This window comes from Streptomyces sp. enrichment culture, from assembly GCF_964273145.1.
Lineage (GTDB): Bacteria > Actinomycetota > Actinomycetes > Streptomycetales > Streptomycetaceae > Streptomyces.
Genome location: NZ_OZ186873.1, coordinates 1163871 through 1178062 on the forward strand (window position 1 = coordinate 1163871; position 14192 = coordinate 1178062).

The window sequence follows — 14192 nt, forward strand, 5'->3', positions numbered from 1 at the left end:
ACCCCACAGAAAGACGACAGAGAACGGCGCAAGCCGTGGCTTGGGAGCCGCACCTTTAAATTAGCACTGCTAGTTTCCGAGCGCAGCCCTACTATGTGCGCCATGGCCCGACCGCGCAAGCCCCTGCTCAGCACCGACCGCATCGTGGAAGCGGCCCGTGCCCTGGTCGACGCGGAGGGCCTCGCGGCCGTCTCCACGCGCCGGCTCGCCGCGGAGCTGGGGGTCAGCGGGCCCTCGCTCTACAACCACTTCCGCACCAAGGACGAGATCCTGGAGGCGGTCGCCGACTCGGTCAGCGCCCAGGTCGACCTGTCGATGTTCGGGGACGGCCGGGACTGGCGGACCGCGCTGCACGACTGGGCGGTCTCCTACCGGGCCGCACTGCGCGACCACCCCAACATCGTCCCGGTCCTGGCCCGCGGCCCCGGCCGCCGCCCGGCCGCGCTGCGCCTGGCGGACGCCGTCTACGGCGCGATGGTCGACGCGGGCTGGCCGCCCGCGCAGGCGACCTCCATCGGCGCGCTGATGCGGTACTTCATCATGGGCTCCGCCCTCGGCTCCTTCGCCGGGGGCTTCGTGGACGACGCGAGCGCCTACGACCCGGCCGACTACCCGCACCTCGGCCAGGCCCACCTGCTGGCCGAGCAGCAGGAGAAGATCGACGAGCGGGCCTTCGAAACCGGGCTGGCGGCCCTGCTGGACGGGCTGGCGCAGCAGTACGAGCAGGTGCGGCGGACCGTCCCGCCCGCCTAGGACCCTTCGGTGCGCGCCGAACGGTCCCTGCCGCATGCTGGGGCCCATGGCCGACAACCCCCGAGCCGCACCGCTGGCGCGGTTCGCCGCGCTGATCGCCGACGGGACGCGGGCCACGTGCCTGCCGGCACTGCTCGACGGGCGGGCGTGGACCGCCGGTGAGCTGGCCCGGCACGCGGGAGTCGCCGCGTCGACGCTGAGCGAACACCTCGGCAAGCTGGTCGCGGGCGGTCTGCTCGCCGAGGAGCGGCAGGGCCGGCACCGGTACGTACGGCTGGCCGACGCGCGGGTCGCGCAGCTCGTGGAGGACCTGGCCGCGCAGGTCGCGCCCCAGGCCGCGGCCCGGCGTCCGCGCGCCCTGCGCGCGGCGGGCGCCGGGTCGGCGATGGCCCGCGGCCGCACCTGCTACGACCACCTCGCCGGGCGGCTCGGGACCGCGGTGACCGACGCGCTGACCGCCCGGGGACTGCTGCGGCAGGACACCGGCTTCGCGCTCACGGACGCCGGGCCGGCCTGGTTCGGCACCGTCGGCATCCGCCTCGACCGCACCGGCCGCCGCCCCCTCGCCCGCGCCTGCCTGGACTGGACCGAGCGGCGGCCCCATCTCGCGGGCGCCGCGGGCGCGGCCCTGTGCCGGCACGCACTGGACACCGGCTGGTGCGTGCGCATCGGCTCCGAGCGGGCGGTGAAGGTGACGCCGGCGGGTGAGCGGGCGCTGTCCGAGCTGCTCGGCATCGAGGCGGAGGCGCTGCGCTGAGCGTCGGCGCCCCGCCCGCCTGCCGCGTGCCGGTGGCAGGCGGGACGGCCGTGCGTCCCGCCGCCGTGGTGGGCGGGTCCGCGGCCCGGCATCGCCTCGCGGTCAGCGCGAACGCGCCCTGCCGGCCAGGACCTTGATGGACAGCAGGGCGATCACCGCGAGCGCGATGATGTAGCCGGAGACGGCCATCGACGTGCCCGTCGCCTCCAGCAGCAGCACCATCACGAACGGCGCGAGTCCGCCGCCGCCGACGGCCGCGATCTGGTAGCCGAGGGAGGCGCCGGTGTAGCGCATCTCGGCGGTGAACAGTTCGGCGAACAGGGCGGCCTGAGGGCCGTACATGACGCTCAGGAAGCAGCTGGCGACGAACGTGCCGACCGCCAGCCACAGCAGCGAACCGGTGTCGATCAGCAGGAACAGCGGTACGGCCCACAGCGCGAGGCCGGCCGCGCCGAGCGCGTAGATGCGGATGCGGCCGATCCGGTCGGACAGGGCGGCGGAGGCCGGGATCAGCACGAGCTGGGTGAGGCTGACGCAGAGGGAGACGGTGAGCACCGGCCCGCGCGCCATGTCCAGTTCGCGGGTGGTGTAGTCGAGGACGCCGGTGATGAGGATGTAGAACGTCGCGGTGTTCACGGCGAAGGAGCCGCCGGCCAGGAACACCGTGCCGAGGTGGCCGCGCACGATGGTGCGCAGCGGTGAGGTGCGCTCGCCCTTCTCCTTCTCGGCCAGCGCGCGTTCGGCCCGCCGGAACTCCGGGGTCTCCTCGACGCGGGTGTGGATGTACCAGGCCAGGCCCAGGACGAGCAGGCCCACCAGGAACGGCACCCGCCAGCCCCAGGACTCGAACGCCGCCTCGCCGGTGAGCGCGCCGGCCACCAGGAAGACGGTGTTGGCGGTCACCACGCCGATGGGGACGCCGAGCTGGACGACGCTGCCGTAGACGCCGCGTCTGCCCTCGGGGGCGTACTCGGTGGCCAGCAGCATCGCCCCGCCCCACTGGGCGCCGACGGCGACGCCCTGGACGACGCGCAGGAGGACGAGCAGGACCGGCGCGGCGACGCCGATCGTGTCGTACGTGGGCAGCAGGCCGATGCCGGTGGTGGCCAGGCCCATCAGGGTGAGCGCGAGGACCAGCATGGGCTTGCGGCCCTTCTTGTCGCCGAGCTGCCCGGCGACGATGCCGCCCAGCGGGCGGGCGAGGAAGCCGACGGCGAAGGTGGCGAAGGAGGCCAGGACCGCGGCGGTGGAGCTGCCGGAGGGGAAGTACAGGTCGCCGAGGACGAGGGCGGCGGCGATGCCGAAGACGAAGTAGTCGTACCACTCGACGGCGGAGGCGAGGGCGGCCGCCGTGGCGACGCGGCGGCGGTTGCGGTCCGCGGGGGCGGCGGGGGCGGGGGTGAGCGGTTGCGCGGAAGGTGCCGTGTCCATGGGTGCGCGCTCCGGGGGTGCGGGGGACGGAACCGGGGGGTGGCTCGGGTCCCGGGAACGTACTGACCGGACGGTATGGACGTCAACGGGTCGTGCGGCGGCAGTTTCCGTCCTCCCGGACGCGGCGCCGGGGGCCGCGGGCACGCCCGGGACCCCGGCGTCCCGAGGGGGCCGGGGTCGTGGGGCCGACAGGTCCTGGGGCGGGCGCTAGAAGACGACCAGCGCCCGTCCGCCCTTGCCCGCCAGCATGTTCTCGAAGGCGGCCGGGATGCCGTCCAGGGCGATGCGCTCGGTCACCAGGACACCCAGGTCGAGGCGGCCGGCGCGGACGTGCTCGGCCAGCACCGGGAGGTCGCGGGCCGGGTCGCAGTTGCCGTAGACGCAGCCGGACAGGGTCCGGCCCCAGTGGAAGATCTCCAGTGCGTTGAAGGTGACCTGCTGGTCCTTGCCGCCGATGCCGACGACGGTGGTGCGTCCGCCGCGCCGGGTGGATTCCCAGGCGGTGCGGATGGTGTCGGCGCGGCCCACGCACTCGACGGCGACGTCCACGCCCCGCTTGCCGGTGAGGGCGCGGACCTCGCGGGCCGTGGTGTCGGAGGCGACGACGTAGTCCGTGGCGCCGGCGGCGCGGGCCAGCCCCTCCTTCCGCGGGGAGACGTCGATCGCGACGATCTTCGAGGCGCCCGCGATGCGGGCCGCCTGGAGGGTGGCCAGCCCCACTCCCCCGGCGCCGAACACGGCCACCGTCTCGCCCGGCCGCACCCGGGCCGAGTGGTGGACGGCGCCGTAGCCGGTGAGGACCGCGCAGCCGAGCAGGGCGGCGTCGGTGAGCGGGATGCCGTCCGGGGCGGGCAGGACGCAGGAGGCGCGGACCACGGTCTCCTCGGCGAACGCGGCGACGTTGAGGCCGGGGTGCAGCCCGGTGCCGTCGTCCGCGCGGCGGGCGTACACCTCGGCGGCGCCCGCCAGGGCGTTGTCGCACAGCCAGACCTCGCCCAGCGAGCAGGGGTGGCAGGTGCCGCAGGACGGCGCCCAGTTGAGGACGACGCCGTCACCGGGCGCGACGTGGGAGACGCCCTCGCCGACGGCGACGACGGTGCCCGCGCCCTCGTGGCCGAGGACGGCGGGGACCGGCACCCGCATGGTGCCGTTGGACAGGGACAGGTCGGAGTGGCAGACCCCGGCGGCGGCGAGCCGGACGCGGACCCGGCCGGGGCCGGGCTCGGGGAGGTCTACCCCGGTGATCTCCAGCGGGGCCCCCGGGGCGGGGACGACGGCGGCGCGGACAGCCATGGGTTACGGCACCTCTCCTGTGAACTGGAGGGACGGGACTGGAGGACGGGACCGGAGGGACTTCACCGGAAGGAACCGGACGGGAGCGGCTAGAACTGGAGCGACTTGGTCTGGAGGTATTCCGCCAGGCCGTGGACGCCGAGTTCGCGCCCGACGCCCGACTGCTTGTACCCGCCGAAGGGCGCCAGCGGGTTGAACCGTCCGCCGTTGATGTCCACCTGGCCGGTCTCCATGCGGCGGGCGAAGGCGACCGCCTCGGCCTCGTCCGCGGCCCAGACGGCGCCGGCGAGGCCGTAGACCGTGCCGTTGGCGATCCGCAGGGCGTCCTCCTCGTCCTCGTAGGAGAGGACCGACAGGACCGGGCCGAAGATCTCCTCCTGGGCGACGGTCATGCCGGGGGTGACGTCGGCGAAGACGGTGGGGCTGACGAAGTAGCCCCGCTCGCGCGGCGCTTCGGGTCCGCCCGCGACGAGGCGGGCGCCCTCGGCGAGGCCCTTCTCGATGTAACCGCGCACCCTGGCCCGCTGCTTGGCGTTGACGACGGGGCCGATGCGGTCGCCGTACTTGGCGGCGGCGGCCGCGGCCAGCCCGACGGCCTCGTCGTACCGATCGCGGTGGACCAGCATCCGGGTCCAGGCGCTGCACGTCTGGCCGGAGTTGGACATGACGTTGGCGACGCCGACGTTGACGGCCCGGGCCAGGTCGGCGCTGGGCAGGATGACGTTGGCGGACTTGCCGCCGAGTTCGAGGGCGACCTTCTTGACGGCGGCGCCGGCGATCGCGGCGATCTTCCTGCCGACGGCCGTGGAGCCGGTGAAGGAGACCAGGTCGACGCCGGGGTGTTCGGCCAGGGCCTGGCCCGCGACCGGACCGAGGCCGGTGACCAGGTTGAAGACGCCCGCCGGGACGCCGGCCTCGTGCACCGCTTCGGCGAACAGCTGTGCGGTGAGCGGGGTGTCCTCGGCGGGCTTCAGTACGAGGGTGCAGCCGGCCGCCAGCGCCGGGGCGACCTTGGCGACGATCTGGTGCAGGGGGTAGTTCCAGGGGGTGATGGCGCCGACGACGCCGACCGGCTCCTGGTAGACGGTGGAGTTGCCGATCCTCTCCTCGAAGGCGTACGCCGCCGTCAGCTCGGCGTACGAGCCCGCGACCGCGATCGGCGCCCCCACGTGCACGGTCTGCGAGAACTTCAGCGGCGAGCCCAGTTCGGCGGTGACGGTCTCGGCGATCTCGCCGGCCCGGGCCACCAGGACGTCCCGCAGGGCCGCCAGGCGGGCGGCGCGCTCGGCGGGCGGGGTGGCGGCCCAGCCCGGCAGGGCGGCGCGGGCGGCCCGTACTGCGGTGTCGACGTCCACGGCGTCGCCGGCGGGAACCTGCGCGATCACCTGTTCGTCGGCCGGGTTCACCACCTCGATCACGTCCCGGCCCGCGGCGGGCCGCCAGGTGCCGTCGATGTACATGCCGTCGTGTGCCTTCATCACGTTCCCTCCGGGCGGGCCTCGTCGTCCGCGCCCCAAACTAGCGCTGTTAGTTTTCCGGCACCAGGGGTGGCCGCCATGGCACGGCCACCCGCCGCGGAACGGCAGCGGAGGACGGGACCGGGACCGGGGCGGAGGACGGGACCGGGGCGAGGGTCAGAAGTCGACCCTGGCCCGCAGGTCCACCCGGCCGACCGACTCCTGGGCGAACGCCTTCTCGTAGGCCCGGCGGATCTCCTCGATCCGCCGGTCGCTCCGCGCCGCCCGCGCCACCGGATACAGCAGGATCAGTTCGTACGACCGCTCCTTCTGGATCCGCCCGCTCGCGTCGCGCCACTGCCCGCGCCCGCTCCGCACGGTCAGCCCGTCCGGGAAGCCGGGCGTGACCTCCTCGTCGACGAACGCGGTGAACTGCTCCTCGGTGACGGCCGGTTCGCCGTCGGACCGCTCGGTGCCGAAGAGGAGCCGGGTCTCGGCGTACGGCGCACCGCGCGCCGGCGCGGCGGCCGCGACGGAGGGCGTGCCGTCGCCGTCGCCGTCGAGGGTGGCGTACGCGGTGGGCGCGGCGACGGCCAGCAGGAGACCGGCCGTCACGAGGGCCCTGCGGCCCCGGATGGGAGGGAAGTCCATGCCCCCTTCCCTACCCGGTCGCGGGCCGCCCGCCCACCCGTGCCGCCTCACCGCCGGCGGGTGGTGCGCCGCGGCGCCCGCGCCCGGCGGGTGCCCGCGGCGGGCGGCTGCCCCCCGGCCGGATCGGCCGGTCCGGCCGGGGAGCGCAGGGCGACGCCCGCGGAGAGCAGCAGCAGGCCGCCGAGCATGACGAAGGGGGTGGCCGCGCCGGTGGCGCCGGCGACCAGGCCCGCCCCGGCGGGTGCGGCGACCTGTCCGAGGCGGTTGCCGGTCAGGCGCAGGGCGAGGGCCGTCGAGCGGGCGCCGTCGGGGGCGGCCTGGACGACGGTCGTCATGGACAGCGGCTGGCCGACGCCGAGGCAGAAGCCGAGGGCGGCGAGCATCACCGCCAGCGCCCACACCGGCACCGGCAGCGCGACGCCCGCGCACAGCAGGGCCGCCAGCAGACAGGTCGCGGTCAGCAGGACGGTCCGGCCCAGCAGCCGCAGCAGGGGCGTCAGCACCAGGCGGCAGGCGATCGTGGCCGCCGCGCGCAGGCTGAGCAGGACGCCGATGACGGAGGGCGCGATGCCGCGGTGCTCGCCGACCACCGGGAGGTAGGCGGTGAGGATGTCCGTCGCGGACAGCACCGACAGGCTGACGAGGATGCCCGCCGGCACGCCGCGGGCGCGCAGGATGCGCCGGACCGGGACCCGCTCCCCGCGCCCGGAAGGGGACGCGACGGCCGCGGGGCCCTCGATGCGCCACAGCGAGGTGAACCCGACGGCGGCGCCCGCGCCCGCGGCCAGCAGGGCGAGCGCGCTGCTGCCGGCCATGTCGTGGCCGTCGACGAGGGCCCCGGCGGCGATCGGGCCGACGAGTTGGCCGAGGGAGGCTCCGATGGTGAAGTGCCCGAAGTTGCGGTCCTGTTCGTGCGGCGCGGAGCGGCGGGCGACCAGTGACTGGGCGCCGATGACGAAGCAGAGGTGGCCGAGTCCCATCACGCCGCTCCACAGCGCCATCGCCCACAGGGAGTCCGCGACGCCGCTCAGCGCGCAGCCGCCGGCGATCAGGAGCACACCGGCCGGCAGCAGCGGCGCGCAGCGGCCCTGGTCGGTGCGGCGGCCGAGGGGCACGGCGGCGAACAGCGGCAGCAGCGCGTACACGCCCGCGATGACGCCGACCGCCCGCTCGTCCGCACCGAGCGCCAGGGCCCGGTAGGAGACGGCGGGCCGGGCCATCGACACCGCCCCCTGCGCGCAGCCGAAGGCGATGACGAGGCGGAGCAGCCAGCCGCGGCTCCCACCGGGCTCCATGATCGTGGTCCTTTCGGTGAAGGGGGTCGGGAAGGCCGCGCCGGGGAGGTCAGACGATGCCGAACAGGACGGCCGCGCCGAGGACGGTGAGGCAGGTCAGCACGGCCCACTTCACCACGAACCTGGTGTGGTCGCCGAACTCGACCTTGGCCATGCCGACGAGGACGTAGACGGCCGGGACCAGCGGGCTCGACATGTGCAGCGGCTGGCCGACGATGGAGGCGCGCGCGATCTCCAGCGTGGAGACGCCGTGCGCCTGGCCGGCCTCCGCGAGCACCGGGAGGATGCCGAAGTAGAAGCCGTCGTTCGACATGAAGTACGTCAGCGGGATGCTGAGCACGCCGGTGACCAGCGCCATGTGCGGACCCATCCCGTCGGGGATGTTGTCCACCAGCCAGGTGGCCATGTGGTCGACCATGCCGGTGCCCTGGAGGACGCCGGTGAAGACGGCGGCGGCGAAGACCATGCCGGAGACGTTGAGGACGTTCTCGGCGTGCGCGGCGATGCGGGCCTTCTGGTCGGGCATGTGCGGGAAGTTCACGGTGAGGGCGAGCGCGGCGCCGAGCAGGAACAGCACCGGGATCGGCAGCCACTCCATGATCATGGAGGTGAGCAGGGCGACCGTGAGCAGCGCGTTGAACCAGTACAGCCGGGGACGCAGGGTGGGCCGGTCCGGGTCGATGCCGTGGAGTCCGTCGCCGCGGTCGGCGGTGTCGTGCGGCGCGGCGCCGGAGCCGCCGGTGCGCGTCCTGCCCTTCCCGGCACCGGCACCGGCACCGGCACCGACCAGCACCGTCTCGGTCTCCTGCTCCTCCTCCTTCTCCTTGCCCTCCGCGAGCGCCTCGTCCAGCGTCAGCACGCCCAGCCGCCGGCGCTCGCGGACACCGAGCACGTAGGCCAGGAGGAGGACGAAGAGGAGGCCGGCGGCCAGGGCCGGGATCATCGGGACGAAGACGTCGGCGGCGTCCACCTTCAGCGCGGTGGCGGCGCGGGCGGTGGGGCCGCCCCAGGGCAGGGTGTTCATCACGCCGTTGGCCATCGCGGCGACCCCGGTCATCACGACCAGGCTCATCTTCAGGCGCTTGTACAGCGGGTACATCGCCGAGACCGTGATCATGAAGGTGGTCGAGCCGTCGCCGTCCAGGGAGACGATCGCGGCCAGTACGGCGGTGCCGACGACGATGCGCATGGGGTCGGCCTTGCAGAACCCCAGGATCGCGCGGACGACCGGATCGAAGAGGCCGACGTCGATCATCACCCCGAAGTAGATGATCGCGAACATGAGCATCGCCGCCGTCGGGGCGAGGTCGGTCACGCCGTCGACGACGTAGTCGCCCAGGTGGGCGCCCTTGCCGACGAGCACGCAGAACAGCGCGGGGATCAGCACGAGCGCCGCGATCGGCGACATCTTCTTCAGCATGATCAGGACCAGGAAGGTCGCGATCATGACGAAGCCGAGGATGGTCAGCATGAGTGGACACCTAACGTTCGCCCTTGAACATCCCACCAGGGCAGGCGGTGCGACGACGTTAGGTGCCGCCCAGCAGTGTTAACAAGATGTTGACACGCGAGCAATAAGCGCAAAACTCCAGGTCACAGCCGCGTGTACGCCGCTGCGACAGCCGGTGCGTCAGTCCAGTACCCGCCCCAGGTACGCCCGCAGCAACTCCCGCACCTCCTGGATGATCTTCTCGTCCCCGTCCGGCGCGACCCGGAAGGCGAGGTGCACCAGGGTGTCGGCGGTCTCCACGGCGACGAGGAAGGCGCGGCGCACATCGTCGTCGAGGTCGCGGCCGATGTGCCCGGACAGCAGTGCGGTGAAGCGGTCGGCGACGCGGTGGTTGGGCCCGGCGCGCCTGGCGCCGACCGGTATCTGGTTGCCGAAGTCGACGAGCGAGAAGCCGGGCGCGGACCGCTTCATCGCCAGGTACTCGTCGAGCATCGCGTCCAGCGCCGCGCGCCAGCCGCCGTCGCCGGTCTTCCTCAGCCGCTCGGTCACGCGCTGCGCGTACCGTTCCAGGTTGCGCTGGGCGAGCGCGTCGGCCATCTGCCGCTTGTTGCCGAAGAAGCGGTACACCGAGCCGATGGGCACACCGGCGCGCAGGGCCACCGCCCGGGTGCTCAGGGCCTCGTAGCCGACCTCGTCCAGGAGGTCGGCGCAGGCGTCGAGGATCCTGGTCAGCCGTTCGGCGCTGCGCCGCTGCACCGGGGCGCGGCGGAGGGATGTCGCGTGGGGCACGGCCCTCATGATGCCTTCTCGCCGCGGCCGGGTGAACCGTGTCTCCCGGTACGGGCCCGCGGCCCCCACCCCACTTCCTCGCCCGGCCCTCGCCCCACCCGCCGCCCGCACACCCCTTGCGCCCGCGAGGCCCTCATTCCTACGGTGATGCATAGGAATCAATCACGGAACCGGCCGGCACCGGCCGGCGTGTGGTTCGGCGGCGAGGGAGCGATCATGGTCGATGGGGGTGCCTCCCGCGCGAGCGGGTTCGAGCGCGGGGGAGTTCGGAAGGCCGCGGAACAGCTGACGTACCTGTCCGGCTTCGGCAACGAGCACAGCTCCGAGGCCGTACCGGGCGCTCTGCCCCAGGGCCGCAACTCACCGCAGCGGGCGCCCCTCGGCCTGTACGCGGAGCAGCTCAGCGGCACGGCGTTCACCGAACCGAGGGCGTACAACCGGCGCTCGTGGCTGTACCGCATCCGCCCGTCGGCCGCGCACCCGGCGTTCACCCGCGCGGACAACGGCGCGACGGCCACCGCGCCCTTCACCGACATGGCCCCCGACCCCAACCGCCTGCGCTGGAACCCGCTGCCCGAACCGCCCGCCGGAACGGACTTCCTGGCGGGCCTGTGGACCCTCGGCGGCAACGGCGACGCCACCCGGCGCACCGGCATGGCCGTACACCTGTACCACGCCAACACCTCGATGGAGCGGGTCTTCGGCGACGCGGACGGCGAGCTGCTGATCGTCCCGGAGCGCGGCGGGCTGCTGCTGCGCACCGAGTTCGGCCTGCTGCACGCCGAGCCGGGCCATGTGGCGCTGATCCCGCGCGGGGTCCGCTTCCGCGTCGAGCTGCTCGACGGCACCGCCCGCGGCTACGTCTGCGAGAACTACGGCGCCCCCTTCCGCCTCCCCGACCTCGGCCCGATCGGCGCCAACGGCCTCGCCAACCCGCGGGACTTCCGGGCCCCGGTCGCGGCGTACGAGGACGTGGAGGGCCCGGTGGAGGTGGTCGGCAAGTTCTGCGGCAACCTCTGGACGGCCACCTACGACCACTCCCCCCTCGACGTGGTCGCCTGGCACGGCACCCACGTGCCGTACGTCTACGACCTGCGCCGCTTCAACGTGCTCGGGACCATCTCCTACGACCACCCCGACCCGTCCATCTTCACGGTGCTCACCTCCCCCTCCGAGACCCCGGGTCTCGCGAACGTCGACTTCGTCGTCTTCGCGCCGCGCTGGCTGGTGGGCGAGGACACGTTCCGGCCGCCGTACTTCCACCGCAACGTGATGAGCGAGTACATGGGCCTGATCGAGGGCGCCTACGACGCCAAGGCGGAGGGCTTCGTGCCGGGCGGCGGCTCGCTGCACAACATGATGTCGGCGCACGGACCGGACCGCGAGACGTTCGACAGGGCGAGCGCCGCCGACCTGAAGCCGCAGAAGGTCGACGACGGGCTGGCGTTCATGTTCGAGACGCGGTGGCCCGTGACCCTCACCCCCCGGGCGGCCCGCGCCGAGCACCTGCAACAGCGCTACGACGACGTCTGGCAGGGCCTGGAGCGGCACTTCCGCCCCTTGCCCTGATCCCTCCCCCGCCGGTACGGATGACCCCGTGACCTCCTTCGCCCCGGACTCCCTCGTCCTGAACCGCAAGCTGCCGCTGTGGTACCAGGTCTCGCAGTCGTTGCGCGCCTCGATACTCGGCCGCTCGCCCCGGGACCCGCTGCGCCTGCCCACCGAGGAGCAGCTGGCCGGGCACTACGGCGTGAGCGTGCTGACCATGCGGCAGGCGCTGAAGGAGCTGGAGGAGGAGGGGCTGATCAGCCGCCACCGCCGGCGCGGCACGTTCATCGAGCCGCACGCCCGGCGGGGCACCCCGGTCCGGTTGCTGGGATCGGTGGACGCGATCGTGGCCCAGCAGTCCGGCATGGTGACCGAGCTGCTGGAGCACGGCAGCGGACCGGTGCCGGCGGAACTGGCCGAGTACTTCCCGGATCTGGCCGAGACGGCGACGTACCACCGGCTGCGCCGCGACGAGAAGACCGGCGAGCCCACCAACCACGCCCGCAACTGGGTCCGTCCCGAACTGGCCGCGCGCATCGAGCCGGACGACCTGGCCCGCCGGCCGATGACCAAGGTGCTGCGGGACGTCGCCGGCGCGGACATCAGCCGGATCACGGACACCGTCCAGGCCCGGCTCGCGGACCCGGAGACGGCACGGCTGCTGCGGGTCCCGCTGCTCAGCCCGATCCTCCACTACACGGGCGTCACCTACGACACGGACGGGCGGGTGCTGGACGTGGCGGTCATCCACTACCGGGGCGACCGCTTCTCCTTCACGGTCACGCTGGACGCCACCTGAGGCCCTCGCGCACCGTCGTACGATGCCCGGCGTGACGTACGACGACGCTCCGCTGCTGGCGGACCTCATGCCGTGGTCCGTCGCACCGCCGCGGCTCGGCCGGGGCTGGCCCGCGGGACCCGACCCGGCCTCGCTCAGGGCCCGTTGGGACGCCTTGGTGAAGGCGGAGGGTCCCGATCGGGAGGTCCTGTTCGAGCCGACGCGCTCACGCACGCTGCACACGGCGGTCGGGCAGCTGCCGGGCCGGGGCGGCGGCACGGAGAGGCTGGCGCGCGCCGCGGGTCCGTGCCCGGAACCGGTCCGGGTACTGCGCGCCCCCTTCGACGAGCAGTGGCTCATCCCCGACCACCGGCTGATCGACGCGGCCCGTCCGGAGCTGTGGCGGGTGGCGGACGAGCGGCAGATCTTCGTCGTGGAGACACCCGCCCCCGCTCCCGGCCCGCTCCTCCTCGCCACCTCCCTGCTCCCGCTGCTCCGCCCCGGCCGCGTCCGTCCGCTCTACCGCCGCCCGGGCGGCACGGAGCCCAACCTGGCCCCCGGGCTCCTGGACCACCTCGCCGCCCGCCTCGGCCACGCCCCCGGCCCGCCGGACGTGCTGGCCTGGATCGTGGCGGCGGCCCGGCCCGGCCCGCGCGTCCCGCTCACCGCGGACCCCGCCCTGTGGGCCCACGGCGTCGCGCTGGGACACCGCGCGCTGTGGCTGATGCGGCGCGACGGCGAGCGGCCCAAGCTGCCCGGCGGCCGCCGCCCGTACGTCCGCGCCCCGCTGCCGGCACGCCCCCGCGCCCTCCACTACGACCGGGCCGGGGAGACGCTCCACCTCGACGAGGGCCGCGTCTCCCCGGTGCCGCCGGACGCCTGGGACTTCGAGGCGGGCGGGGTCCGCGTCCTGGAGCGGTGGTTCGCCGCCCGTACCGCCGGGGGCGAGCCGGGCACGCTGGCCGCGATCGGCCCGGCCCACTGGCCGCAGACCTGGACCTCGGAACTCCTGGAACTCATCACGGTCCTCGCGCTGCTCGCCGAACTCCGTCCGGCCCTGGAGGCGCTGACGGTGACCGAACCGGTCACCACGGCCGAACTGCGCGCGGCGGGAGTGCTCCCGGTGCCGGAGCGGGCCCGTCGGCCCGCCTCGGTGCTGGACCACCGGGAGGAGGGCCCGGAGGGGCAGTTCGCTCTGGTCTAAACCCTGTCGGGCCCCGGACGCCGGCCCGCGGGCTCGAAGCCGTCGAGCACCCGCCCCAGCATGCGCTCGAACACCGCCTCCAGGTCGATCGGCCCCGGGTCCTGGAGGAAGGCGGCGGCCAGGCGGGGGTAGGCGCCGCCCGCCATCTGGCCGCCCAGGTAGGCGGCCCGCACGGCGTTCTCCTGTTCCTCCGACCACGGCAGCGACCGGGTGCGCTCCGCCGTGGCCAGCTCGTTCGAGACGTACACGGTGACGCAGCCGTTCACCATCGCGACCAGCTCCATCTTGGTGCCGTAGGGCGCGTCGAACGAGTCGAGGCAGGCCATGCAGTGTTCGAGGTAGCGCAGGGTGTTGGGGCCGAAGCCGTACGCCGACGACATCAGGCGCGGCAGCCACGGGTGCCGGCGCATCAGCGCGCGGGTCTGCCGGGCCACCCGGAGCATGTCGGCACGCCAGTCGCCCGACGGTTCCCACAGTTCGTGCTCGCCGGCGACGGCGTCCACCATCAGCTCGTGCAGGTCCTCCTTGCGGGGGACGTAGTTGTAGAGCGACATGGTGCCGCAGCCCAGTTCGGCGGCGACGCGGCGCATCGAGACCGCCTCGAGCCCCTCGGCGTCGGCGATCCGCACCGCCGCCGCCGCGATGTCGGCGCGGGAGTACGCCGGACGGGGCCCACGGCCCGCGCGCTCGGGGCGCGTCCAGATCACTTCGGGTACGGCCGCTCGGCCCGCCATCGATCATCACCTCTTGCCCCATCCTAGTTACGTACACCGTACGTAGTGCGCT

13 protein-coding genes are annotated in these 14192 nt (G+C 74.0%); 5 read left to right on the forward strand and 8 right to left on the reverse strand.

The features are described from left to right. The first annotated feature begins 102 nt into the window (after nt 1-102). Nucleotides 103-753 carry a TetR/AcrR family transcriptional regulator gene (locus tag ACSU6Z_RS05330; RefSeq protein ID WP_437043347.1) on the forward strand — a complete coding sequence of 217 codons (651 nt, stop codon included), beginning with the start codon at nt 103-105 and terminating at the stop codon, nt 751-753. A gap of 34 nt (nt 754-787) precedes the next feature. Continuing rightward, a complete protein-coding gene (locus tag ACSU6Z_RS05335; RefSeq protein WP_437043349.1) occupies nt 788-1510 on the forward strand; it encodes an ArsR/SmtB family transcription factor in 723 nt (240 codons plus the stop codon). 102 nt (nt 1511-1612) lie between these two features. On the opposite strand, the gene ACSU6Z_RS05340 is transcribed toward ACSU6Z_RS05335, so the two are convergent. The 7 genes from ACSU6Z_RS05340 to ACSU6Z_RS05370 all read right to left on the reverse strand — a co-directional run bounded on the left by ACSU6Z_RS05340 (nt 1613) and on the right by ACSU6Z_RS05370 (nt 9885). Beyond that, nucleotides 1613-2941 (reverse strand): MFS transporter, encoded by a 1329-nt coding sequence (locus ACSU6Z_RS05340; RefSeq protein ID WP_437043351.1) that lies wholly within the window; start codon nt 2939-2941, stop codon nt 1613-1615. Nucleotides 2942-3148: 207 nt separating this feature from the next. After that, nucleotides 3149-4234 carry a Zn-dependent alcohol dehydrogenase gene (locus tag ACSU6Z_RS05345; protein WP_437043353.1) on the reverse strand — a complete coding sequence of 362 codons (1086 nt, stop codon included), beginning with the start codon at nt 4232-4234 and terminating at the stop codon, nt 3149-3151. A gap of 89 nt (nt 4235-4323) precedes the next feature. Next, a complete protein-coding gene (locus ACSU6Z_RS05350) occupies nt 4324-5712 on the reverse strand; it encodes an aldehyde dehydrogenase family protein (protein WP_437043355.1) in 1389 nt (462 codons plus the stop codon). 156 nt (nt 5713-5868) lie between these two features. Next, nucleotides 5869-6342: a DUF3574 domain-containing protein gene (locus ACSU6Z_RS05355; RefSeq protein ID WP_437043357.1), complete on the reverse strand. Its 474-nt coding sequence runs from the start codon at nt 6340-6342 to the stop codon at nt 5869-5871. 47 nt (nt 6343-6389) lie between these two features. Continuing rightward, entirely contained in the window at nt 6390-7637 is a 1248-nt protein-coding gene (locus ACSU6Z_RS05360) for an MFS transporter (RefSeq protein WP_437043359.1), read from the reverse strand. A gap of 49 nt (nt 7638-7686) precedes the next feature. Next, nucleotides 7687-9108, reverse strand: a complete 1422-nt coding sequence (locus ACSU6Z_RS05365; protein WP_437043361.1) for a CitMHS family transporter — start codon at nt 9106-9108, stop codon at nt 7687-7689. Between the two features lie 159 nt (nt 9109-9267). Beyond that, nucleotides 9268-9885: a TetR family transcriptional regulator gene (locus tag ACSU6Z_RS05370; RefSeq protein ID WP_437043363.1), complete on the reverse strand. Its 618-nt coding sequence runs from the start codon at nt 9883-9885 to the stop codon at nt 9268-9270. A 207-nt stretch (nt 9886-10092) separates the two neighbouring features. Here ACSU6Z_RS05370 and hmgA point away from each other — a divergent pair, with 207 nt between their 5' ends. The 3 genes from hmgA to ACSU6Z_RS05385 are packed head-to-tail and all read left to right on the forward strand — an operon-like array spanning nt 10093 to nt 13406. Then, nucleotides 10093-11445, forward strand: a complete 1353-nt coding sequence (gene hmgA / locus ACSU6Z_RS05375) for a homogentisate 1,2-dioxygenase (protein WP_437043365.1) — start codon at nt 10093-10095, stop codon at nt 11443-11445. Between the two features lie 28 nt (nt 11446-11473). Next, the gene (locus tag ACSU6Z_RS05380; RefSeq protein ID WP_437043367.1) at nt 11474-12223 is read left to right on the forward strand and encodes a GntR family transcriptional regulator; all 750 of its coding nucleotides are present in this window, start codon (nt 11474-11476) and stop codon (nt 12221-12223) included. Between the two features lie 22 nt (nt 12224-12245). After that, a complete protein-coding gene (locus ACSU6Z_RS05385) occupies nt 12246-13406 on the forward strand; it encodes a type ISP restriction/modification enzyme (RefSeq protein WP_437043368.1) in 1161 nt (386 codons plus the stop codon). On the opposite strand, the gene ACSU6Z_RS05390 is transcribed toward ACSU6Z_RS05385, so the two are convergent. Continuing rightward, on the reverse strand, nt 13403-14140 hold the full coding sequence (locus tag ACSU6Z_RS05390) for a TetR/AcrR family transcriptional regulator C-terminal domain-containing protein (RefSeq protein WP_437043370.1): 738 nt from the start codon (nt 14138-14140) through the stop codon (nt 13403-13405). The genes ACSU6Z_RS05385 and ACSU6Z_RS05390 overlap by 4 nt on opposite strands. Nucleotides 14141-14192: the final 52 nt, after the last annotated feature.

What these genes read in the sequence shown, in the direction of transcription:
- ACSU6Z_RS05330 (WP_437043347.1), top strand. Translation starts at nt 103, where the DNA reads ATGGCCCGACCGCGCAAGCCCCTGCTCAGCACCGACCGCATCGTGGAA.
- ACSU6Z_RS05335 (WP_437043349.1), top strand. Translation starts at nt 788, where the DNA reads ATGCTGGGGCCCATGGCCGACAACCCCCGAGCCGCACCGCTGGCGCGG.
- ACSU6Z_RS05340 (WP_437043351.1), bottom strand. Translation starts at nt 2,941, where the DNA reads ATGGACACGGCACCTTCCGCGCAACCGCTCACCCCCGCCCCCGCCGCC.
- ACSU6Z_RS05345 (WP_437043353.1), bottom strand. Translation starts at nt 4,234, where the DNA reads ATGGCTGTCCGCGCCGCCGTCGTCCCCGCCCCGGGGGCCCCGCTGGAG.
- ACSU6Z_RS05350 (WP_437043355.1), bottom strand. Translation starts at nt 5,712, where the DNA reads ATGAAGGCACACGACGGCATGTACATCGACGGCACCTGGCGGCCCGCC.
- ACSU6Z_RS05355 (WP_437043357.1), bottom strand. Translation starts at nt 6,342, where the DNA reads ATGGACTTCCCTCCCATCCGGGGCCGCAGGGCCCTCGTGACGGCCGGT.
- ACSU6Z_RS05360 (WP_437043359.1), bottom strand. Translation starts at nt 7,637, where the DNA reads ATGGAGCCCGGTGGGAGCCGCGGCTGGCTGCTCCGCCTCGTCATCGCC.
- ACSU6Z_RS05365 (WP_437043361.1), bottom strand. Translation starts at nt 9,108, where the DNA reads ATGCTGACCATCCTCGGCTTCGTCATGATCGCGACCTTCCTGGTCCTG.
- ACSU6Z_RS05370 (WP_437043363.1), bottom strand. Translation starts at nt 9,885, where the DNA reads ATGAGGGCCGTGCCCCACGCGACATCCCTCCGCCGCGCCCCGGTGCAG.
- hmgA (WP_437043365.1), top strand. Translation starts at nt 10,093, where the DNA reads ATGGTCGATGGGGGTGCCTCCCGCGCGAGCGGGTTCGAGCGCGGGGGA.
- ACSU6Z_RS05385 (WP_437043368.1), top strand. Translation starts at nt 12,246, where the DNA reads ATGCCCGGCGTGACGTACGACGACGCTCCGCTGCTGGCGGACCTCATG.
- ACSU6Z_RS05390 (WP_437043370.1), bottom strand. Translation starts at nt 14,140, where the DNA reads ATGGCGGGCCGAGCGGCCGTACCCGAAGTGATCTGGACGCGCCCCGAG.